The organism is Kitasatospora cathayae (genome assembly GCF_027627435.1).
GTDB lineage: Bacteria > Actinomycetota > Actinomycetes > Streptomycetales > Streptomycetaceae > Kitasatospora > Kitasatospora cathayae.
In genome coordinates this window covers 4,839,848-4,859,953 of record NZ_CP115450.1, presented here as the reverse complement: position 1 = coordinate 4,859,953, position 20,106 = coordinate 4,839,848, and the positions used below count along the sequence as shown (strand labels likewise).

The window sequence follows — 20,106 nt, the reverse complement described above, 5'->3', positions numbered from 1 at the left end:
TCCTCCGCGTTCGGCCCCTCCGTCTACCCCGGTGTGGGGCTAGGCTCTCAAAGGGCCGGCAGATGGAGGGGGCATGGACGACGAGGTCAGGTACTTCACGCTGGTCTGCGACCACGTGCCGTACAGCGTCGTGCTGGCCGATCCCGGCGCCCGCACCATGGACGTGCTCAAGGAGATTCGCCGGCTCACCGGGCTCAGCCTGTGGCATGGCAAACTCCTCATCGGGCAGCTTCCGGCGACGGTTCTCGAAGACCAGCCCGAAGACACAGCTCGGGCAGCTGCCAGCGCTCTTCGCGCCGTTGGCGCTGTCGCTCATGCCGTTGAGCAGACCGCCTAAGGACCCGTCCGCTGCCCACCGCGTTGCAGTCGTCCCACTCGTTGCATGGCTGGTCAGGGTGGTACAGGTGGTGATCCAGGGACGGTAGGACTCGTTGCGGGGAAGCGACCCGTCCCCGCCCTGAGCTGGGCGGGGACGGGTGGTACGGGTGGTAATGGGTCAGGTGCCGGTAGCGGGTTGCTCGACGGGCTCCGGGCAGTAGCGGCTCCAGGGGTCGACGAAGCTGTTGCGGGTGAAGCCCTTGCGCTGGGTGTCGCGGTCGAAGCGGATGTTCGCCGAGCTGATGCCGTAGTCCTTGAGCAGGAGCTGCAGGCCGCGTGCGGTCAGGCCGTTGATGCCGTGCTCGGCCCAGGGTGCCTCGCTGTCGGCGTTGAGGGCGGTCAGGAGGTACTCGGTGGACAGGGCGTCCGGGTTGCCGCCTGCGGTGAAGACGCGCCTGATGTCAGCCAGGATCCTGGTCTTCAGGCCACCGTCCTCGTCCTGGCCGGACTCGTGCGCGGTCATGGCACGGCAGGCCGCTCGGGCGCGGGCGGGCCAGTCGCCACCGGCGAGGTCGGCGACCGCCACCAGGGGCTCCCAGGTGTCCGCCGCACGGTCTTCGACCGGCATCGGTGGCTCCATGTCGGCTGCCGTGTCGGCCAGGGGCGCCAGCCAGGATCGGAGGCTGTTGCGGGTGCGGTGCAGGGCCGGGGTGTCCCGCTTGGAGCGGAACGCGGCGACCTGCTCGCCCGGTGCGCGGCGGCGCATGCGGATGACCACCGAGCGGTCCATGATCGTGTCCGGGAGGTCGCCGATACCGGCCAGGGCCGCCATGGCGAAGGTGGGGAACTTCATCGGCTTGTGCTCGGGCCCGGACACTCGCAAGGTGGGCCGGTTCCGCTGGTGACCGGCGTTGAGCAGGCCGCGCAGGTCCTCGTTCTTCTCCGCGGCCTTGATGCTGCCGAACAGGGTGTCCGCCTCGTCCACCAGCAGGGTAGGCGGCTTGTCGGTGATCGACCGGAAGATTGCGGCCGGGGTGGCGTTGACCGTGATCAGCGGGTCGTGGACCGTCTCGGTGATCACGTCGAGCAGCCGGGACTTTCCGCACCGCTTGGCCGGGCCGATCACCGCCAAGCGCGGAGCGTGCTGCCACGCGGGCTGCAAGTGAGTGGCAGCCACCCACAGGGTCACCGCGTCCAGTGCGTGGGCGGACGGCAGGACGACGAACCGGGCGATGGCTGACCGTAGTTCGGACAGCAGTTCCGCGCCCGGGGTGGGCGGGCTGACCGGACTGACCGGGTCAGTGACCGGCTCGGTGGTGACCCGGTCGGTCAGGGCACCGGGCTCCCGGTCAGTCCGGTCGGTCAGTACGTCGTTCTGACCGACCGCCGGTCGGTAGTGACCGGGTTGACCGGGGATGACAACGGCGGGCCAGCCCTCCGCCGGGTCTCCCGACGCAGGCTGGCGGGAAGTAGAGTTCACGGTGAAGCTCCTCGCTGGTGCGCACGACCTCGACCGTCGCGCTGCCACCGGTTGAACTGATTCGCTGATCTGGGGACTTCGCCCGGCCCTCGGTGTTGGTAGCACCGAGGGCCATCGCGTTCCCGGCCTGCCGAGCCGACGAGCCGACTTGGCTCAACTCGCAGGCGGGTGGAGTGCGTTGCGCCGGTTTGCGACCGGCGGGCGACGCGACGATACGACCGCCCTGGCGGAAGATCCACTGCTCCGGTGGCAGTCCTCTCACGGCAGACAAGATCGTGGCCCGACCTGCGGCCTTGTCGTCACGCAGCTGCACCGTCCGGCGCGACGCCGATGCCCAGCAGCCGCAGGAGATCTGCGGTGATCACCCGGTACTTCTTGCCCAGCCGCAGCACGCGGCACGGGTAGGCGTCCCGTCGCGCCAGTTCGTAGCCCTTGCTGCGGCCAAGGCCGATCGCGCGGTTGGCGGTGTCCAGGTCGATCGCGGCCGGCAACGCGAGCAGTTCCGCCCGGCTCATGCCCGTGAGCTCCTGGTTGCCCGTCTCAGTTCGCACAGCTGTCTCCATTCACAGGGGGCGAGCCCCGGTCGGCGGCCCGGCAAGTCCGGGATCGAGGAGCAGCTTGCACCGCAATAAAGTGTCGATATGACACACGACGAAGTGGAATCTTGGTCGGCGCAGGTCACGCGAACCGTGATCGCCGAGGTTCGTAGGTGCCGGAAGGAGCTGGGTATGACCGCGCAGGACCTGGCCGACGCCTGTGACGAGCTGGGCCACCCCATCCCGCGCAACGTCATCGCGAACTGGGAGTCCGGGCGTCGGCTGACCCTCACCGTCCCGGAGCTGCTCGTGCTCGCCAGGGCTGTCGACACGCCGCCAGCCGCCCTGGTCTTCCCGCTCGACGGGAGCACCAGCGTGGACTGCCTCCCGCACCAGAGCCGAGATCCGTGGACGGCGTTCAGTTGGTTCACCGGCGAGGACCTGGACTTCGGCGACGCGGCCGTGTTCCGCGAGTACGCGGGCGTCGAGCACCGCCTCCGGACCGGGCATCACGACGCCTGGCAGCTCCAGTTCTCCGGCGCGAGGGAGGACTGGCCGCACGGCGCCGAAGCCAAGTTCGGCCGCCTCGTGAAGGCCGTTCGCTCGGAGCTCGTGCCGATCCGGCACCGCATGCGCGAGCTGGGGCTGACTCCCCCTCCGTTCCCCGGCCACCTCGCTTTCCTCGACACCGACCACAAGGACGACCAAATGAAGGAGGGAACCCCGTGAAGGGCTCCACCTACCACCGCTGCTACTGCCGGGACGCCAGCACCGGCAAGCCGCTCGGCAAGGCCTGCCCGAAGCTCAGCAGCCGCAAGCACGGTTCCTACGCGGTCCGCCAGGAGCTGCCCAACCGCGAGGACGGCTCACGCCGGTCCTTCAACCGCTCCGGCTATGAGTCCCGGAAGACCGCCCAGGCCGATCTCGACCAGGTCCGCGAGCTGCTGCACATCCCGGACGCGGATGATCCTGAGGGCCTCGCGCAGATAGCCGACCTGCTGGAGAAGGTCGCCCACGAGAAGGCGCCGCTGCCAGACGTCGAGGAGACCCGTCGCCGGCTCGCCTCCGGCCAGGACCTCCAGAACCGGCTGACGGTCGGCGAGTGGCTCGACCAGTGGCTGGCGGGCAAGCGCGGCCGACAGACCGCGATCAGCCGAGACGAGAACAGCATCCGGCTATACCTCAAGCCGCGGATCGGCCACATACGGCTCGACCGCCTTCGGGTCCGGCACCTGGAGGAGATGTTCGCGGCCATCGAGGAGGCGAACATCGAGATCGCCGAGGCGAACGCCCAACGACAGGCCGCCATCGACGAGCTGGCGCAGATCCCATGGAAGGGACGGGAGTTCCGCGCGCAGCGCAAGGCTCTCAAGGCTGCCATCGCCGAGATGGAGCCGTTCCGCCGGACCGTCAGTGCCGCGACCTGCCAGCGGATCCGCTCCACGCTCCGGGCCGGTCTCAACGCTGCGATCCGGCGACAGATCATCACCTTCAACCCGGCCTCCCACGTCGAGCTGGAGTCCGCGAAGCGCCCCAAGCCGCTGGTGTGGACGGAGGGGCGGATCGAGCACTGGGAGCTCACCGGCGAGCGGCCGTCCCCGGTGATGGTCTGGACGCCGGAGCAGACGGGCGCTTTCCTCGACCACGCCGCCGGGGACCGCCTGTACGCGCTGTTCCACCTCATCACCTTCCGAGGGCTCCGGCGTGGCGAGGCGTGCGGCCAGCGGTGGGCCGACACCAATCTGAAGTCGGGACTCCTCACCGTGGCGAAGCAGCTCGTCGTGGACGGCTGGCAGGTCTACGAGGACGACCCCAAGACCGATGCGGGTGCCCGCACCATCGCGCTCGACTCCGAGACGGTGACCGCCCTGGAGGCGCACCGCGAACGGCAGCGGGCCGACCGCGAGGAGTGGGGCACGGCCTGGGTCGAGACCGGCCGGGTCTTCACCAAGGAGAACGGCGAGTGGTTGCACCCGACCGCCGTGACCGACCGCTTCCGCGAGCTGGCCGAGGAGGCCGGGCTGCCGCCGATCCGGCTGCACGATCTCAGGCACGGCGCGGCCACGCTCGCTCACGCGGCGGGCGCGGACCTGCACGCGATCAAGGAGATGCTCGGCCATTCCTCGATCGGCATCACCTCGGACACGTACACAACCCTGCTCCCGCAGGTCGACCGGGCGATTGCCGAGGCGGCCGCGCGGCTCGTGCCGAGGGCGAACAGGACGCGCAAGGATGCCCAGTCCACGGCGGCCGACAAGCCATCCAGGCCATCCGCTCACGCATCGCTCACGCAAACGGCCTCGGACGAGGAGTCCGAGGCCGGTGCTGAAGCTCCCAGAAGGCCAAACCTGCAGCTCATCCGGGGTGGTGCGCGGAGCCCCCTGTCGGGTTCGAACCGACGACCCCCGCTTTACAAGAGCGGTGCTCTGGCCAGCTGAGCTAAGGAGGCACGGTGGCCGTCCGCGAAGGATCACGGCGGCACCGGGGGCAGTCTACCGGGCCGGGGTGGCGGAGTGGGGGGATATCCGGGGGTTGGCGGGGTGGGTGGGGGTGGGCGGGCGTGATGGAACCGATGCCGAAATCGGGGCGGAGGGGGCTGACAAGGGGCGGGGGCGCAGGTAGCGTCGCGGGGAGTCGGCTCGTGTAGTGGTTCAGACCACTGGCGGGTCGACGGAGACGAACGAACCCCTTTACTCGGATCGTCCGGCACGTTCCTGCCGGTGAAGGAGAGAACGACCATGGCTTCTGTCACGTACGACCAGGCGACCCGGATCTACCCGGGGGCCACCAAGCCCTCGGTGGACGCGCTGGACCTGGAGATCGCGGACGGCGAGTTCCTCGTGCTGGTCGGCCCGTCGGGCTGCGGCAAGTCGACCAGCCTGCGCATGCTGGCCGGTCTGGAGGACGTCAACAGCGGCGCGATCCGGATCGGTGACCGGGACGTCACCCACCTGCCGCCGAAGGACCGGGACATCGCCATGGTGTTCCAGAACTACGCGCTGTACCCGCACATGACCGTCGCCGAGAACATGGGCTTCGCGCTCAAGATCGCCGGCGTGAACAAGGCGGACATCCGCACCAAGGTCGAGGAGGCGGCGAAGATCCTCGACCTCACCGACTTCCTGGACCGCAAGCCGAAGGCGCTCTCCGGCGGTCAGCGCCAACGCGTCGCGATGGGCCGCGCGATCGTCCGCCAGCCGCAGGTCTTCCTGATGGACGAGCCGCTGTCGAACCTGGACGCCAAGCTCCGCGTCTCGACCCGCACCCAGATCGCCGGCCTGCAGCGCCGCCTAGGCATCACCACCGTGTACGTCACCCACGACCAGACCGAGGCGCTCACCATGGGCGACCGGGTCGCGGTGCTCAAGGACGGTCTGCTGCAGCAGGTCGACACCCCGCGCAACATGTACGACAAGCCCGCCAACCTGTTCGTGGCCGGCTTCATCGGCTCGCCGGCCATGAACCTGGTCGAAGTACCGCTGGTGGACGGCGGGGTGAAGTTCGGCGGCTCGGTGGTCAACATCTCGCGCGAGAACCTGGCCGGGGCCGGCACCGACAAGACGGTGATCGTCGGCATCCGCCCCGAGCACTTCCAGATCGTCGACGCCGGCGGCATCGAGGGCGTCGCGGTGACGGTGAACGTGGTCGAGGAGCTCGGCTCGGACGGCTTCGTCTACGGCACCACCCAGATCGGCGGCGTGGACAAGGAGTTGGTCGTCCGCGTGCCCGGCCGCCAGATCCCGACCCGCGGCGAGACCATCCACGTCGTGCCGATCGCCCAGGAGACCCACGTCTTCGCCACCAGCAGCGGCGTGCGCCTGAGCGTCTGCGACTGAACCGGCCGAACCGGCCGAACCGGCCGAACCGGCCGAACCGGCCGAACCACTGAAGGCCGCTGAAGCGGCCGAGCACGACGGAGCCCGTCGGACCCTTTCCGGTCCGGCGGGCTCCGTCCGTACACCTCCACGTCAACACGGTGCAGGGACGAACCCGGACACCCTGTCACTCGATGGTGTAACGGAGGGCTATCCGGCCCGTACTCACCGCTACTCTCCTGAGGGTGAAGCAGCTTGTGCGCCGTATCGGCCAGACCGTCGCCCTGACCCTGCCGGTCGTCCTGGTGACCACCGGCACCCTCGCCGTGACCCGGGTCCCGTGGGCCCCACCGACCGGGCTCGACCAGCAGGTCGTGGCGGCGTCCAGCGGCGACGGCGCCGGGATCGGGCGCTCCGCCACCGCCGCCACCAAGACGGACGGGCTCGCCCCGCAGGAGTCGCTGCGGGTGGCGCTGCTGGACGAGCTGCGCGCCAAGAACCCGTCCGCCGCGCTGGACCTGCTGGAGCGCTCGATGCGCGAGCAGCCCGCGCTGACGCCGTACTGCACCTCGCTGGCCACCGAGCTGGGCAAGGCCGCGGTGCGCAAGTACCAGGGCGACGTGCAGCGGGCCCGTTCCTTCGCCCGCCCGGTCTGCGACGGCTCCTTCGCGGCCGGCGTCGTCGGCTGAGGGCCCCGGTCCGGCTGATCGAAGCGGACCGCCCGGCGCGGCCGGGCGCCCTATTGTTCAGGCATGACCGCTGACTCCGGCCCCACCGCCGACCCCGCGTCCCCGCCGTCCCACCAGCCCAGGCCGACCACGACGCCCGTCACCCAGGCCGTGATCCTGGCGGGCGGCCAGGGTTCCCGGCTGCGCCCCTACACGGACGACCGCCCCAAGCCGCTGGTCGAGATCCCGGGGACGGGCACGCCGATCCTCGGCCACCAGCTGGCCTGGCTGGCCGCCGAGGGCGTCACCGACGTCGTGGTGTCCTGCGGCCACCTCGCCGACGTGCTGGAGGAGTGGCTGGACACGGCGGACCTGCCGCTGCGGGTCCGCACGGTGGTCGAGGCCGAGCCGCTGGGGCGCGGCGGCGGCCTCAAGCTCGCGGCGAAGGCGCTGCCCCGCCCGGACGAGCCCTGGTACGCCACCAACGGCGACATCTGGACCCGCTTCAGCCTGCGCGACATGGCCGCCTTCCACCACGAGCGGGACGCCGTCGCGACGCTCGCGCTGGCCCGGCCGCGCATCCCCTGGGGCGCCGTGGAGACCGACCAGTTCGGCAACGTGCTGGACTTCATCGAGGCCCCGCCCTCGCCCTTCCTGATCAACGCCGGGCTGTACGTGTTCAGCCCGGAGTTCGCCGAGCTGCTGCCGGACGTGGGCGACCACGAGCGCACCACCTTCCCCCAGCTCGCCCGCGGCAAGCGGCTCGCCGGCTACCAGCTGGCGATCGGCGTGTACTGGCGCGCCATCGACACCGCGAAGGACCTCACCGAGGCGGCCAAGGAGCTCGCCGCCTACCGCGCGGGTCAGAACAGCTAGGGCCCGGACAGCGCTTCGGCCGGGTGCTCCCCCACGGAGCACCCGGCCGAAGCACGTCCGTCGGCTCAGGTGGCGGTCGGCGTCCCCGGACGGGAGGACTGCCCACCGGACAGGTCGGCCAGCGGGCCGCTGCCCAGCACTCCGCCCAGTAGCCCGGAGCCGTTGCTCGGGCTGGGCTTGGGCGCCGTGCCCGAGCCGCCGGGGGCCGGGGTCCGCTGGGCCGACGCGGAGCCGGATCCGGCGGACGGGGCGGCGGGCGCCGGGGAGGAGCCGCCGGCCTCGGCCTTGCCGGAGTGCTTGCCGCTCGGCGAGGCACCGGTGGGCTTGGCGGCGGGGGTGGAAGACGTGGCGCTCGGGGTCGGGGTGGCCGCGTGCGGGGCCACGGCCGGCGGCGAGGTGGACGTGCCGCCGCCCGGGGCGCCGGAAGGGCCGCCCGACGGCCAGACCGGGGTGCCGTAGTCGGTGGCCGGACGGTCCGGTGCCTGGTGCGGCCGGGCGCCGGTGCGGACCGCCGCGCCCAGCATCGAGCCGAGCAGCAGGGTCAGGCCGACCACGACGGTGGTGACCACCGCGCCCCGGCGCAGCACCCGGCGGCGCAGGGCGCCCGGCGCGCCGGAGCCGATCCGGCGCCAGGCCTCCAGGTTGAGCCGCCCGTCGAGCGAGGCGAAGGGTGCCCCGGCGATCAGCAGCGGACTCCAGGCCGCGAGGAAGATCAGGTCGGGGGTGTCGTAGACCGGCACGGCCCGCCAGCTGACGGTGAACAGCAGCGCGGCGGAGAGCAGCATCGCCGCCCCGGCCGCGAGCCGCTGCCAGAGGCCGAGGATGGTGAGCACGCCGGCCACGATCTCGGTGAAGGACACCACCAGGCCGGAGCCGACGGGGTGCGCCATCGCGAAGGAGAGCAGCGGCTCGGCGACCTTCCACGGGTGCAGCGAGGCCAGCCAGCGCACCATCGAGCCGCGCTCGCCGCCGTCGAAGTACACCGGGTCGCAGAGCTTGCTGAACCCGGCGTAGACGGAGAGCGAGCCGAGCACCGCGCGCAGCGGCAGCAGCACCAGGCCGAGGTCGACCCGCCGGCCGGGGTACCAGGGCTGCTTGCCCTCGGCGGCGGCGGCGCAGACCTCGGGCAGTTCGCCGCTGGGGGTCCAGCCGTGCGGTTCGCCGATCGGGCCGACGCCGGCGTCGGTGGCACTGCCGGTGCCCTCGCGCGGCTGGCGGGGGACGGTCCGGGCGCCGACGTAGGCCGGGAGCACCTGGGTGTCGGCCTCGTCCAGGTCGATGCCCGCCGGGGAGCCGTTGGTCCGCACCGCCTCCAGCAGCTGGGTGGCCGCGAAGTCCCCGGGGGCCGCCTGGCCGGTCCAGGTGACGGCGGTGACCCGGCCCTTGCGGCGCGGTGCGCCGCCGACGGCCCCGGCGGCGGCCCCGGCCAGCGCCGGCACGGCGGAGGCGGGCACGACGACCTGCGGGGTGACCAGCGGACGGCGGATCAGGCCCTGGTTGGCGTACGGGTCGCCGAACGCGGCGCCGGTGGACAGCAGTCCGGCCGGGGCCTCGATCAGCGGCGCCACCGGGGCGCCGAACCGGAGCCGGAAGCTCGCCTGGGTGCTGCTGAGGCGCGCGGGGTCCGACGGCACCTTGACGGTGTCGAGCCCTGGGCCCGCGTCTATCCCGGTGCTGCCGCCGCCGAACAGGGGGCGCCGAGGTGTTCTGGTGTCCACGTCCACGCCCGGTCTAACCGGGTGACGGCCGCTTAGGACACTCTCCCGGGTGGATGTCCGGCGCGCACTTGAAGTGATCATGAAAAAAGCGATCGGACCCGGTCGGGCCCGATCGCTTTTCACTCGGTTCGCGGAGAATTCGGAAGATCCCCTGCGGGCGGACCGCCCGCCGTGCTCAGCGCTTGGCGCGCAGTCGCGCGGCCTCGTACAGCACGATGCCCGCCGCGACACCGGCGTTCAGCGACTCGGTCAGGCCGCTCATCGGGATCCGCACCCGCATGTCGCAGGTCTCCGAGACCAGCCGGGACAGGCCCTTGCCCTCGCTGCCCGCGACGATCACGACCGGGCCGGTCAGCAGCTCCAGGTCGCCGAGCTCGGCCTCGCCGTCGGCGGCCAGGCCGACCACCATCAGGCCGGCCTTCTGGTAGGCCTCCAGGGCGCGGGTCATGTTGGTGGCACGGGCGACGGGCAGCCGGGCCGCGGCGCCGGAGGAGGTCTTCCAGGCACCGGCGGTCATGCCGGCCGCGCGGCGCTCGGGGATGACCACGCCGTGCGCACCGAAGGCGGCCGCGGAGCGGACCACGGCGCCCAGGTTGCGCGAGTCGGTGACCCCGTCCAACGCGATGATCAGCGCGTCCTGGCCGGCGTCCGCGGCCTCGGCCAGCAGGTCCTCGGGGTGGGCGTACTCGTACGGCGGGACCTGCAGCACCAGGCCCTGGTGGTTCATCCCGCCGGTCATCTGGTCCAGCTGGGGCCGCGGGGCCTCCATCAGCGGGATGCCGCGGTCGTTGGCGGCCTGGAAGGCCTCGCGGACCCGGTCGTCGGTGTCGATGAACTGCTGGACGTACAGCGCGTTGGCCGGCACGTCGCCGATCAGGGCCTCGACCACCGAGTTGCGGCCGAAGACCAGCTCGGCGCTGCCCGCGCCGCCGCGACCGCCCCGGCCGGCCCCGGCCCGGCGCATGCCGGCCCGGGACTTGGCGTCGCGCTCGCGCTTGAGCGCGGCGTTGGCGGCCCGCTGCTTGGGGTGTCCCTTGCGCGCCTCACCGGGCGGGGTCGGGCCCTTGCCCTCCAGCGCCCTCCGGCTGTGCCCGCCGGTACCGACAGACGCGCCCTTCTTCGATCCGGGGTTGCGGCGGTTCCTGCGCTGGCTGTTGCCGGCCATGGCTGTACTTCCTGTCTGTCCGGCATGCCCGGCCGCTCCGCTCGGTGCGGCGGCGGCCGACGGCATGCGCTACGTCATGCGGGAGGGCCGCACCGGTCCGGTACGGCCCACCCATCACCCCGATCGTCAGATGGGGTTACTGGCTGTTGATCGTCCAGCGCGGGCCGGACGGGGTGTCCTCGATCACCAGCCCGGCCAGGCCGAGCTGGTCGCGGATGGCGTCCGCGGTGGCGAAGTCCTTGCGCTGACGCGCCGCCTGCCGCTGGTCCAGGACCAGACGGACCAGCGAGTCGACCACGCCGTGGAGGTCCTCACCGCGCTCCGTCCCGGCCCACTGCGGGTCGAGCGGGTCGAGGCCCAGTACACCGAGCATCGCACGGACCTCGGCCAGTCGCGCCACCACGCTCTCCTTGTCGTCCGCGTTCAGGGCGCTGTTGCCCTGGCGGACGGCGGTGTGCACGACGGCCAGCGCCTGCGGAACGCCGAGGTCGTCGTCCATCGCCTCGGCGAAGGCCGGCGGCACCTCGGGCGCCGCGTCGACCGTTCCGCAGCGCTCGACGGCCCGCTGGACGAAGCCCTCGATCCGGCCGAACCCGGCCTCGGCCTCGCGCAGCGCGTCCTCGCTGTACTCGATCATCGAGCGGTAGTGCGCGGCGCCCAGGTAGTAGCGGAGCACGATCGGCCGCCAGCGCCGGACCATCTCGGAGACCAGCACCGAGTTGCCCAGCGACTTGCTCATCTTCTCACCGGCCATGGTGACCCAGGCGTTGTGCACCCAGAAGGCGGCGAAGTCGTCGCCGTAGGCCTTGGACTGGGCGATCTCGTTCTCGTGGTGCGGGAAGATCAGGTCCAGCCCGCCGCCGTGGATGTCGAAGGCCGCGCCCAGGTACTTGTGGGCCATCGCCGAGCACTCCAGGTGCCAGCCCGGGCGGCCGCGGCCCCACGGGGTGTCCCAGCTCGGCTCGCCCGGCTTGGCGGACTTCCACATCGCGAAGTCGCGCTGGTCGCGCTTGCCGGTCTCGCCCTCGCCCTCGGGCTGGCGCAGGTCGGCCAGCTTCTGGTTGGACAGCGCGAGGTAGTCGGGGTACGACTTCACGTCGAAGTAGACGTTGCCGTCGGCCGCGTAGGCGTGGCCCTTGGCGATCAGCCCCCGCATCATCTCGATCATCTCGGGGATGTGCCCGGTGGCCCGCGGCTCGACGGTCGGCGGCAGGCAGCCGAGCGCGCTGTAACCGTCGTTGAAGGCGCGCTCGTTCTCGTAGGCGATCTGCCACCACGGCGTGCCGAGCTCGCGCTCCTTGGCGATCACCTTGTCGTCGATGTCGGTGACGTTGCGGGCGAAGGTCACCTGGTAGCCGCGGTAGGCGAACCACCGCTGCATGATGTCGAAGTTGAGGCCGGACCGGATGTGCCCGATGTGTGGCGCCGACTGGACGGTAGCGCCGCACAGGTAGATCGAGACACAACCCGGTACAAGCGGGACGAAGTCGCGTACCTGGCGGGTGCTGGTGTCGTACAGACGAATGCTCACAGCGTCAAGCGTAGTGGGCGGCGGGGGGTGCCCCGCGACATTAACCGGGGAACGGCAGGACGTTCCCCGGGAACGGCGGGCCCGGCCCCGGGGAAACGCCGGTCGTCCGCGCCGGTCAGATGCTGCCGACCACCTTGCGCGGCGAGAGCCGCACGACCACCCGGACGTCCTCCGGACCGTCCCAGGTGTACTCGTCCACGCCGCGGTACTTGGCGGCCAGCTCGTTGATCAGCTCCCGGCCGCCCTCGGTGGTCATCGTCACCGAACCGCGCGCCTCGAAGTACTCGTACGGGCTGTCCGCCGGGTTGATCAGGATCGAGACCCGCGGGTCCTTCACCAGGTTGAGGTGCTTGCGGCGGCCCTGGACGGTGGAGAACAGGATGTCGTCGCCATCCCGTTTGACCCAGACCACCGAGGACTGGGGGCTGCCGTCGGGCTGGATCGTGGAGATCACGGCGAAGCTCTTCGCGTCGAGCAACGCCTTGGCCTTGTCGGAGAGTTGCGCACTCATCGGGATCCCTCTTCTCATCGGCTGCGGTACGAGCCCGGCCGGACGACCGCGCGGGCCCGGACCGAACACTATCGATCCGGGCCCCCGCGACCCCTGGTGAACACCCGTCAGCCCTGAGTTATTCCAGGAGGATCGAGCCCGCGGGCTCAACGCCGCCGGTACACCACCGCGGTGGCGATCGCGGCCAGCCCCTCGGCCCGGCCGGTCAGGCCCAGGCCGTCGGTGGTGGTGCCGGAGACCGAGACCGGCGCACCGGCCGCCTCGGACAGCGCGGCCTGCGCCTCGGCCCGCCGCTTGCCGATCTTCGGCCGGACGCCGATCACCTGGACCGCGATGTTCCCGATCTCGAAGCCCGCCTCGCGCACCAGCCGGGCCGCCTCGCCGAGCAGCTTCACCCCGGAGGCGCCGGCCCACTCCGGGCGGTCGGTGCCGAAGTGGGCGCCCAGGTCGCCGATCCCGGCGGCCGAGAACAGCGCGTCGCAGGAGGCGTGGGCGGCGACGTCGGCGTCCGAGTGCCCGGCCAGCCCGAACTCGGCGTCCGGCCAATCCAGTCCGGCCACCCGGAGCGGGCGGCCGGCCTCGAAGGCGTGCACGTCGGTGCCGATCCCCACCCGGGGGATCAGGGGCTCAGTAGTCATCGGCGGCCCTCCGGCGGGCGAGTACGGCCTCGGCGAGCACGAGGTCCAACGGGCGGGTGACCTTGAACGCCTCCTCGTGGCCGGGCACCACGACGACCGTGCCGCCGTAGCGCTCCACCAGTCCGGCGTCGTCGGTGACAGGCGGGGCGGCGGCGCCGCCGGCGGCCTCCTCGGCCAGCGCCTTGGCGTGCACCTCGACCAGGGCGGCCCGGTCGAAGCCCTGCGGGGTCTGCACCGCGCGCAGGGTGGCCCGCTCGGGCGTGTCGATGACCGGCTCGGGGCGGCCCGGGTTGGGGTCGACCCGCTTCACGGTGTCGGCCAGCGGCACCGCGGGCACCACCGCCTGGGCCCCGGCCCGGACGGCGGCCGCGACGGCGTCCACCACCTCGACCGGCACGAGCGGGCGGGCCGCGTCGTGCACCAGGACGATCCCGACCTCCTCCGGGATCGCGGCCAGACCGAGCCGGACCGACTCCTGGCGGGTCGCGCCGCCGGCCACCACCCGGATGTCCTTGCCGGCCAGCCCGTGGCTGTCCAGCAGGGCGACCACCTCGGCCACCCCGTCGGCGGGCGCGGCGACCACCACCAGGCCGACCGCCCGGCTCCGGGCGAGGGCCCGTACGGCGTGCACCAGGAGCGGCACGCCACCCAGTTCCCGCAGGGCCTTCGGGGCGCCGGGCCCCAGCCGCTCACCGCGTCCGGCGGCGGGCACCACTGCTGCTGCGACTGCTCCTGAGGCGTTCAGGTTTCACTCCTTCGGCGAAGTGGGTATGGCCTTGGCGTGCCCGGCGGGCGCGGGGCCCCTTCCGAAGAACCACTGGTCCACTGCCTGCCGCACATCTGCGCAGAAACGGTCTTGCAAGCCTGGACCGGCTCGGGCGGGGGGCGTGGTCCGGACACGCCTCAGCGCCCGGAGTGCCACTGCACCACCCCTGGACGGTCCGTCCTGGGAGCGGCGCGCCGGCACCGGGCGCTGTGGGCGTTGGGCGGCAGCCCGACCGCACTACGAGGCGAGGACCTCGTCGAGCAGCGTCTCCGCCTTGTCCTCGTTGGTGTTCTCCGCCAGCGCGAGCTCGCTGACGAGGATCTGGCGCGCCTTCGCGAGCATCCGCTTCTCGCCGGCCGAGAGGCCGCGCTCGCGCTCACGACGCCAGAGGTCGCGCACCACCTCGGCGACCTTGATGACGTCGCCCGAGGCGAGCTTCTCCAGGTTCGCCTTGTAGCGACGGGACCAGTTGGTCGGCTCTTCGGTGTACGGTGCCCGGAGCACCTCGAAGACCCGGTCCAGACCCTCCTGGCCGACCACATCGCGCACGCCGACGAACTCCGCGTTCTCGGCGGGCACGCGGAGCGTCAGGTCTCCCTGCTGCACCTTGAGCACCAGGTAGGTCTTGTCCACACCTTTGATCTGGCGAATTTCGATGGCCTCGATCAGCGCGGCCCCGTGATGGGGGTAGACCACCGTGTCGCCAACCTTGAACGTCATGTGACAGGACCCCTTCCGTGGCTTTCCAGAATAACACGCCTCGCGGCGCACCCGAAGGGCGTTTTCGCAGGTCAGGGCCGGTCTCGGGGCTTGACAAGGACCCCCATGACGTGCTGCGACCGATGTTCGAGAGCGGCTTCCCGCAGGTCGGAGGCGGTTCCGACGTCCGGCGAAACCCTTGCGCAACACCCCCGCAACCATGATTGGATCTTGAGCTTTCGCCACTTTCCGCGTCGTGACCCGATCGTTATTCGATCTTGGTCGAAGCTTGTCCTCCCACCGACCCGGCCATGCCATCAGTACCGCCGGACGGCCTCCGCCGGGCCCCGGGAGTGCGACACGGGGACCACCCCGTGAGGAGCGCATAAGTGAGGTCGATAATCTGAGTCCTGACCTGTCGACACGTGACCTAGGAGAAGCCGCCGCCGTGAGCCGCAGCCTTCGACGCGGCAGCATCGCCGCCATCGCCGCCATCGCCATCGCCTCGCTGTCCTCCTGCGCCGCCGGCACCACGCCGGACACCCTGCAGATCAAGCCGGACAACGCGGCGGCGACCCTGGGGACGAACCTTCGACTGAACAACATCGTGATCGTCACCGGGGTCGGCACCTCGGGCGACTACACGGGCCCCGCCAACCTGGTCGTGAACATCTCCAACACGGCCGGCACCCCGGCGGAGCTGCAGTCGATCACCGTCGGCAGCGCCACCGCCACCTTCGCGGACGCCGCCGGCGCCCCGCAGTCCAGCATCGTCGTGCCGGCCGGCGGCTCCGTGATGCTCGGCGGCCAGGGCAACCCCTCCGCCTCCTTCAGCTCGGCCTCCGTCCACATCGGCGGCTTCGCCACCACCACCTTCGCCTTCAAGGACGGCCAGAAGGTCGACGCCCAGGCCGGCGTGAGCCCGGACTCCGGCGAGAACGGCCGCGGCCTGTACAAGGGCTACGGCCCGACCCCGGCCGCCTCCGCGTCCACCAAGGCCGCCTCCCCGGCCGCGAGCGCCCCGGCCAGCCCGGCCACCCCGTCCGCCGGCGCCACCACCCCGGGCGCACCGGCCACCCCGGCCACCCCGTCGGTCGGCGCCACCGTCCCGGGCGCGCCGGTCGCCGGTGCCACCGCGACGGCGACCGCTCCGGCCGCCCACTGACGCGGGCGCACCGACGCGACGGCCCCCCTCCGGCGACTGCCGGAGGGGGGCCTTCCGCGTCCATCGCGGGCCCGCGGTTTACGGCTCGAACTTGTAGCCGAGGCCGCGGACGGTGACCAGGTAGCGCGGCGCGCCCGGGTCGGGCTCGATCTTGGCCCGCAGGCGCTTCACGTGGACGTCCAGGGTCTTGGTGTCACCGACGTAGTCCGCACCCCAGACCCGGTCGATCAGCTGCATGCGGGTGAGCACCCGGCCCGCGTTGCGCAGCAGCATCTCCAGCAGGTCGAACTCCTTGAGCGGCAGGTCGACCTTGGCGCCGTCCACCGTCACCACGTGCCGGTCCACGTCCATCCGGACCGGGCCCGCTTCCAGGGCGCCCGGGCCGCCGCCGTTCTCGCCCGCGCCGCCGTCCTCGCCGCGGCGGCGCAGCACCGCGCGGATCCGGGCGACCAGCTCACGGGTGGAGTACGGCTTGGTGACGTAGTCGTCGGCGCCTATCTCCAGCCCGACGACCTTGTCGATCTCGCTGTCCTTGGCGGTCACCATGATCACCGGGACGTTGGAGCGCACCCGGAGCTGGCGGCAGACCTCGGTGCCCGGCAGGCCCGGCAGCATCAGGTCGAGCAGGACGAGGTCGGCGCCGTTGCGTTCGAACTGCTCCAGGGCGTCCGGGCCGGTCGCGGCGACGGCCACCTCGAAGCCCTCCTTGCGGAGCATGTACGAGAGGGCGTCGCTGAACGACTCCTCGTCCTCGACCACCAGTACTCGGGTCACGATCAGGCCTCCGGGGCAAGCTGGGTTGTCTTTGTCAGGGGTACTTGCCGCTCCCCGACGGGGAGCGAACGGGCCGTACGGTCGGTGCGGTCCGTGGTGAGGGTTCGGGGTGCCGTGGCGGGCCCGGCGGTGTCGGCACCGGGCTCGTCGCGGGGTGCGCGGGGTGCGCGGTCGTCGGAAGCGTCGCCGTCGAGGTCGTCGTCGCGCTCGTCCGGGTCGCGCTCGTCCGGGTCGTCGTGGGTGGCGGGCGCCTGGCCGGCGGGCAGGCGCACGGTGAAGGTCGAACCCTGTCCCTCGACGCTCCACACCGAGACGGTGCCGCCGTGCGAGGCGGCGACGTGCTTGACGATGGACAGGCCGAGGCCGGTGCCGCCGGTCTGCCGGGAGCGGGCCGGGTCGACCCGGTAGAAGCGCTCGAAGACCCGCTCGCGGTCCTTCTCGGAGATGCCGATGCCCTGGTCGGTGACCGAGATCTCGATCAGCTCGCCGTCCGCCTCGCCGAGCGCCGCGGCGCTGGAGATCCGGCGGGTGGCGATGGCCACCCGGGTACGGGGCGGGCTGTAGTTGACGGCGTTCTCCACCAGGTTGCCGAGCGCGGCGGCGAGCTGGCCGCGGTTGCCGTGCAGGTAGAGCCCGGCGATGCCGCCGGCCGCGATCAGGATCTGCTTGGCGGCGGCCTGCTGGCGGCAGCGGTCGATCGCCTCGGCGATCAGTTCGTCCACCGCGACCGGCTCCGGGTCGACCATCAGCCGGTCGTCCTGGACCCGGGAGAGGTCGATGATCTCCTGCACCAGGCTGGCCAGGCGGGTCGCCTCGACCTGCATCCGGCCGGCGAAGCGCTGCACCGCCTCCGGGTCGTCGGCCGCGTCGGCGACCGCCTCGGAGAGCAGCGACAGGGCGCCGACCGGGGTCTTGAGCTCGTGGCTGACGTTGGCCACGAAGTCCCGGCGGACGGCTTCCACCCGGCGGCGCTCGGTCTGGTCCTCGACCAGCACCAGCACCAGCCGGGAGCCCAGCGGGGCGACCCGGACGGAGACCGCTAGCGGCTCGGCCGCGCGGGCCGCGCCGGGGCGGGGCACCTCCAGTTCCACCTGCCGGATCTCGCCGTCCCGGCGGGTGGCGCGGGCCAGTGCGAGCATCTGGTCCACGGCGACCGCGCCGCCGCGCACCAAGCCCATCGCGTACGCCGCCGAGCTGGCCTTGACCACCTCGTCGCCCTCGCCCAGCACGATCGCGCAGGAGCGGAGCACGGAGAGCACGGTGTCGACGCCCGGCGGCAGCGGGGGCTCCGGGGTGCCGGTGCCCAGCGGCTGGTACCGGCCGTAGTGCTTGCCGCCGGCGTACCTGCTCCTGGCCTGCTCGCGCTCGCTCCAGCGGAAGGCGATGGAGGCGGTGAGGCCGACGCCGAGCCCGGCTATGGCGCAGGCAGCGGCAGCGGCCACGTTCACGTCCATGTGGCCAGCGTAAGCGCACGGCCTGGGCACTCCCCAAGGGCTGGATCAAGGCATCGACCGCGCGTTGCCGAGAATTCACCTCCAGGTGGCTGCCGGTTCACCGGGGCGGCCGTGCCTCGTCGCCCGAACGGCACAGAGTTGGTCATGCAGCCCGTGTGGGAGAGATCGGTGCGCCGAACGGCCGCCGGGGTCTCGGGTGCGCGCGTACCATTCGCGCCACCAGCAGCGGTCACCCGAACGCGGAACGATGGTCGGACGGGCTGACCGGTCGGCACCGCCACCGACACAGCTACTGAGGAGAGAACATGCGCGACGCGTACCACGAGGAACTCGATGCGATCGGCGACAGCCTGGTCGAGATGGCCCGGCTGGTCGGCTCGGCCCTGGGCCGGGCCACCACCGCCCTCCTCGACGCGGACCTGGCGCTGGCGGAGGGCGTGATCGCCGCCGACGAGAAGATCAACGATCTCCACCACGATCTCGAGAACCGCGCCATCGACCTGCTCGCCCGCCAGCAGCCCGTCGCCACCGACCTGCGCATCGTGGTCACGTCCCTGCGGATGAGCGCCGACCTGGAGCGCTGCGGGGACCTCGCCCGGCACGTCGCCAAGGTCGCGCGGATGCGCTACCCCGAGTCGGCGGTGCCCGCCGACCTGCAGTCCACCGTCCTGGAGCTGGGCCAGCTCGCCCAGCGCCTGGTGGCCAAGGCGGGCCTGGTGATCGCCACCAAGGACGTCGACAAGGCCCTGGAGATGGAGCAGGACGACGACCGGATCGACGCCCTGCACCGCGAGCTGCTGTCGCACCTGATCGACGAGCGCTGGCACCACGGCATCGAGACCGCCGTCGACATCACCCTGGTCGGCCGCTACTACGAGCGCTTCGCGGACCACGCGGTGTCGGTCGCCAAGCGCGTGGTGTACCTGGTGACGGGCGAGCACGTGGCCGAGTTCGTGGCCGCCACCGAGGCGGCGGAGGCCGCGGGGGCGGAGTGACGGCAGGACGGAGCGACCGCGGGGGCGGAGTGACCGCGGCTCACCTCCAGGGGTGAGTAAACCTGCGGCGACGGTGGTGTGGGCGCACGGTTCCCCGTACTTCCCACCACTGCGCGCCCGTTGACGCTCCCGCCGAACGGCGGCTTCACTCGAGGACGGGGCACCGTGGTGTGCCCGTCACTAGGAGGGAAGAGCTCGATGAAGGCCAACCCGACCCGACCGGCAACCGCCCACGACACCGTCGAGCCGCCCGCTCCGAAGCTGCTGCCCGTCCTCGCGGCCGGCTGTGGCTGCGGCCCGGGCTGCGGATGCGGCTGCCAGTCCGGCGCGCCCTGCCAGTGCGGCGGCGCGGACGGCGGCTGCTGCGGCGGTCACTGAGGAAGCCCACCGTCACCGGACCCACCGGGGGCCCCGGGGTGCAGCGCCGTGCACCCCGGGGCGCCCCGTCCCGTGGTCGGGGGATCAGAACCGCACGTCGGTGCAGGAGTAGGAGGCGTTCCCGGTGTCGGCGATCGTCCAGACCGCGACGACCACCTGGTGCCCGGTGCGCCTGCTCGGCAGGGTCGCGGTGTGGCTGAGCGTGCTCGGCAGCACCTGCACCCCGCCGTACGGGACGACCAGGAAGGGCGTCGGGTCGAGGCCGTCCCGGGTGATCGGCTGGGCGGCGTCGTAGCCCGGCTTGGTCAGGTGGTACTCGAAGGCGGTGATCGCGTGCCTGGCCGTGAACCTCCGGGTGAGGTGAGCTGCTGGCCCGCCGTCACCGGAGTGGTCGGCCACGCGCCGCCGTGCGGGTCGTCCAGCCCGGCGAAGCGGGCGTTGCCGCCCGCGTAGGTGGTGCCGTCGGCGGGCCCGGCGGCCGGGAAGCCCTTCGGCCCCTCGACGCTCCACCGTTTTTGGGCGCTGCCGGGAGTCGACCGCCGGACCCCGGCTCGCCCGCACCGCAGGCCAGTTGAATGCCGAGGGCCCCGCCCCCGGCGAACCGGGTGCGGGGCCCTGG

Annotated in this window: 19 protein-coding genes, 1 tRNA gene and 2 pseudogenes; 9 read left to right on the top strand and 13 right to left on the bottom strand. The window is 72.2% G+C overall.

Going from position 1 to position 20,106, the window contains the following annotated elements:
• Nucleotides 1-73 precede the first annotated feature (73 nt).
• Entirely contained in the window at nucleotides 74-337 is a 264-nt protein-coding gene (locus tag O1G21_RS21625) for a ribosomal protein L7/L12 (RefSeq protein WP_270146167.1), read from the top strand.
• Between the two features lie 159 nt (nucleotides 338-496).
• Here O1G21_RS21625 and O1G21_RS21620 read toward each other — a convergent pair whose 3' ends face one another.
• On the bottom strand, nucleotides 497-1,798 hold the full coding sequence (locus tag O1G21_RS21620; protein ID WP_405000692.1) for a DUF3631 domain-containing protein: 1,302 nt from the start codon (nucleotides 1,796-1,798) through the stop codon (nucleotides 497-499).
• 299 nt (nucleotides 1,799-2,097) lie between these two features.
• Nucleotides 2,098-2,313 (bottom strand): hypothetical protein, encoded by a 216-nt coding sequence (locus tag O1G21_RS21615; RefSeq protein WP_270151160.1) that lies wholly within the window; start codon nucleotides 2,311-2,313, stop codon nucleotides 2,098-2,100.
• A 126-nt stretch (nucleotides 2,314-2,439) separates the two neighbouring features.
• Between O1G21_RS21615 and O1G21_RS21610 the strand changes: the two genes are divergently transcribed.
• Together O1G21_RS21610 and O1G21_RS21605 are read left to right on the top strand one after the other, a co-directional pair.
• Nucleotides 2,440-3,063, top strand: coding sequence for a helix-turn-helix domain-containing protein (locus tag O1G21_RS21610; RefSeq protein WP_270146165.1), 624 nt, complete (start codon nucleotides 2,440-2,442; stop codon nucleotides 3,061-3,063).
• Nucleotides 3,060-4,550: pseudogene (locus O1G21_RS21605) on the top strand (site-specific integrase); the annotation flags it as partial. The gene O1G21_RS21610 and the pseudogene O1G21_RS21605, both read left to right, overlap by 4 nt.
• A 159-nt stretch (nucleotides 4,551-4,709) precedes the next feature.
• Here the strand turns inward: O1G21_RS21605 and O1G21_RS21600 are convergent.
• Nucleotides 4,710-4,783, bottom strand: a tRNA-Thr gene (locus O1G21_RS21600).
• Between the two features lie 289 nt (nucleotides 4,784-5,072).
• Here O1G21_RS21600 and O1G21_RS21595 point away from each other — a divergent pair.
• The 3 genes from O1G21_RS21595 to O1G21_RS21585 all read left to right on the top strand — a co-directional run bounded on the left by O1G21_RS21595 (nucleotide 5,073) and on the right by O1G21_RS21585 (nucleotide 7,693).
• Nucleotides 5,073-6,170 (top strand): ABC transporter ATP-binding protein, encoded by a 1,098-nt coding sequence (locus O1G21_RS21595; protein ID WP_270146163.1) that lies wholly within the window; start codon nucleotides 5,073-5,075, stop codon nucleotides 6,168-6,170.
• 224 nt (nucleotides 6,171-6,394) lie between these two features.
• Nucleotides 6,395-6,838 (top strand): hypothetical protein, encoded by a 444-nt coding sequence (locus tag O1G21_RS21590; protein ID WP_270146161.1) that lies wholly within the window; start codon nucleotides 6,395-6,397, stop codon nucleotides 6,836-6,838.
• A 63-nt stretch (nucleotides 6,839-6,901) separates the two neighbouring features.
• Nucleotides 6,902-7,693: a nucleotidyltransferase family protein gene (locus O1G21_RS21585; RefSeq protein WP_270146159.1), complete on the top strand. Its 792-nt coding sequence runs from the start codon at nucleotides 6,902-6,904 to the stop codon at nucleotides 7,691-7,693.
• A gap of 65 nt (nucleotides 7,694-7,758) precedes the next feature.
• Here O1G21_RS21585 and O1G21_RS21580 read toward each other — a convergent pair whose 3' ends face one another.
• From O1G21_RS21580 to O1G21_RS21550, 7 genes are all read right to left on the bottom strand, one after another.
• Nucleotides 7,759-9,327 (bottom strand): DoxX family protein, encoded by a 1,569-nt coding sequence (locus O1G21_RS21580; protein WP_270146158.1) that lies wholly within the window; start codon nucleotides 9,325-9,327, stop codon nucleotides 7,759-7,761.
• A gap of 259 nt (nucleotides 9,328-9,586) precedes the next feature.
• Complete coding sequence (gene rlmB, locus O1G21_RS21575) at nucleotides 9,587-10,576, bottom strand: 23S rRNA (guanosine(2251)-2'-O)-methyltransferase RlmB (RefSeq protein ID WP_270146156.1); 990 nt, start codon at nucleotides 10,574-10,576, stop codon at nucleotides 9,587-9,589.
• Nucleotides 10,577-10,712: 136 nt separating this feature from the next.
• Nucleotides 10,713-12,107: a cysteine--tRNA ligase gene (cysS, locus tag O1G21_RS21570; RefSeq protein ID WP_270146154.1), complete on the bottom strand. Its 1,395-nt coding sequence runs from the start codon at nucleotides 12,105-12,107 to the stop codon at nucleotides 10,713-10,715.
• Between the two features lie 115 nt (nucleotides 12,108-12,222).
• Nucleotides 12,223-12,618 (bottom strand): PPOX class F420-dependent oxidoreductase, encoded by a 396-nt coding sequence (locus tag O1G21_RS21565; protein ID WP_270146152.1) that lies wholly within the window; start codon nucleotides 12,616-12,618, stop codon nucleotides 12,223-12,225.
• A 146-nt stretch (nucleotides 12,619-12,764) separates the two neighbouring features.
• Entirely contained in the window at nucleotides 12,765-13,256 is a 492-nt protein-coding gene (gene ispF, locus O1G21_RS21560; RefSeq protein WP_270146150.1) for a 2-C-methyl-D-erythritol 2,4-cyclodiphosphate synthase, read from the bottom strand.
• Nucleotides 13,246-14,001 (bottom strand): 2-C-methyl-D-erythritol 4-phosphate cytidylyltransferase, encoded by a 756-nt coding sequence (gene ispD / locus O1G21_RS21555; RefSeq protein ID WP_270151157.1) that lies wholly within the window; start codon nucleotides 13,999-14,001, stop codon nucleotides 13,246-13,248. Before ispD ends, ispF begins: the two co-directional genes overlap by 11 nt.
• A gap of 258 nt (nucleotides 14,002-14,259) precedes the next feature.
• A complete protein-coding gene (locus O1G21_RS21550) occupies nucleotides 14,260-14,742 on the bottom strand; it encodes a CarD family transcriptional regulator (protein ID WP_030244332.1) in 483 nt (160 codons plus the stop codon).
• Between the two features lie 427 nt (nucleotides 14,743-15,169).
• Between O1G21_RS21550 and O1G21_RS21545 the strand changes: the two genes are divergently transcribed.
• Nucleotides 15,170-15,886, top strand: coding sequence for a DUF461 domain-containing protein (locus O1G21_RS21545; RefSeq protein ID WP_270146147.1), 717 nt, complete (start codon nucleotides 15,170-15,172; stop codon nucleotides 15,884-15,886).
• Between the two features lie 78 nt (nucleotides 15,887-15,964).
• On the opposite strand, the gene O1G21_RS21540 is transcribed toward O1G21_RS21545, so the two are convergent.
• Together O1G21_RS21540 and O1G21_RS21535 are read right to left on the bottom strand one after the other, a co-directional pair.
• Complete coding sequence (locus tag O1G21_RS21540) at nucleotides 15,965-16,660, bottom strand: response regulator transcription factor (RefSeq protein ID WP_030061050.1); 696 nt, start codon at nucleotides 16,658-16,660, stop codon at nucleotides 15,965-15,967.
• A gap of 2 nt (nucleotides 16,661-16,662) precedes the next feature.
• Complete coding sequence (locus tag O1G21_RS21535) at nucleotides 16,663-18,114, bottom strand: sensor histidine kinase (RefSeq protein ID WP_270146144.1); 1,452 nt, start codon at nucleotides 18,112-18,114, stop codon at nucleotides 16,663-16,665.
• A 305-nt stretch (nucleotides 18,115-18,419) separates the two neighbouring features.
• On the opposite strand from O1G21_RS21535, the gene phoU reads away from it, so the two are divergent.
• Nucleotides 18,420-19,109 (top strand): phosphate signaling complex protein PhoU, encoded by a 690-nt coding sequence (gene phoU, locus O1G21_RS21530; RefSeq protein WP_270146142.1) that lies wholly within the window; start codon nucleotides 18,420-18,422, stop codon nucleotides 19,107-19,109.
• Between the two features lie 198 nt (nucleotides 19,110-19,307).
• The gene (locus O1G21_RS21525; protein WP_030288526.1) at nucleotides 19,308-19,487 is read left to right on the top strand and encodes a hypothetical protein; all 180 of its coding nucleotides are present in this window, start codon (nucleotides 19,308-19,310) and stop codon (nucleotides 19,485-19,487) included.
• Between the two features lie 84 nt (nucleotides 19,488-19,571).
• Here the strand turns inward: O1G21_RS21525 and O1G21_RS21520 are convergent.
• Nucleotides 19,572-20,098, bottom strand: a pseudogene (locus tag O1G21_RS21520) (lytic polysaccharide monooxygenase); the annotation flags it as partial.
• Nucleotides 20,099-20,106 lie beyond the last annotated feature (8 nt).

What these genes read in the sequence shown, in the direction of transcription:
- O1G21_RS21625 (WP_270146167.1), top strand. Translation starts at nt 74, where the DNA reads ATGGACGACGAGGTCAGGTACTTCACGCTGGTCTGCGACCACGTGCCG.
- O1G21_RS21615 (WP_270151160.1), bottom strand. Translation starts at nt 2,313, where the DNA reads ATGAGCCGGGCGGAACTGCTCGCGTTGCCGGCCGCGATCGACCTGGAC.
- O1G21_RS21610 (WP_270146165.1), top strand. Translation starts at nt 2,440, where the DNA reads ATGACACACGACGAAGTGGAATCTTGGTCGGCGCAGGTCACGCGAACC.
- O1G21_RS21595 (WP_270146163.1), top strand. Translation starts at nt 5,073, where the DNA reads ATGGCTTCTGTCACGTACGACCAGGCGACCCGGATCTACCCGGGGGCC.
- O1G21_RS21585 (WP_270146159.1), top strand. Translation starts at nt 6,902, where the DNA reads ATGACCGCTGACTCCGGCCCCACCGCCGACCCCGCGTCCCCGCCGTCC.
- rlmB (WP_270146156.1), bottom strand. Translation starts at nt 10,576, where the DNA reads ATGGCCGGCAACAGCCAGCGCAGGAACCGCCGCAACCCCGGATCGAAG.
- O1G21_RS21565 (WP_270146152.1), bottom strand. Translation starts at nt 12,618, where the DNA reads ATGAGTGCGCAACTCTCCGACAAGGCCAAGGCGTTGCTCGACGCGAAG.
- ispF (WP_270146150.1), bottom strand. Translation starts at nt 13,256, where the DNA reads ATGACTACTGAGCCCCTGATCCCCCGGGTGGGGATCGGCACCGACGTG.
- O1G21_RS21550 (WP_030244332.1), bottom strand. Translation starts at nt 14,742, where the DNA reads ATGACGTTCAAGGTTGGCGACACGGTGGTCTACCCCCATCACGGGGCC.
- O1G21_RS21535 (WP_270146144.1), bottom strand. Translation starts at nt 18,114, where the DNA reads ATGGACGTGAACGTGGCCGCTGCCGCTGCCTGCGCCATAGCCGGGCTC.
- phoU (WP_270146142.1), top strand. Translation starts at nt 18,420, where the DNA reads ATGCGCGACGCGTACCACGAGGAACTCGATGCGATCGGCGACAGCCTG.
- O1G21_RS21525 (WP_030288526.1), top strand. Translation starts at nt 19,308, where the DNA reads ATGAAGGCCAACCCGACCCGACCGGCAACCGCCCACGACACCGTCGAG.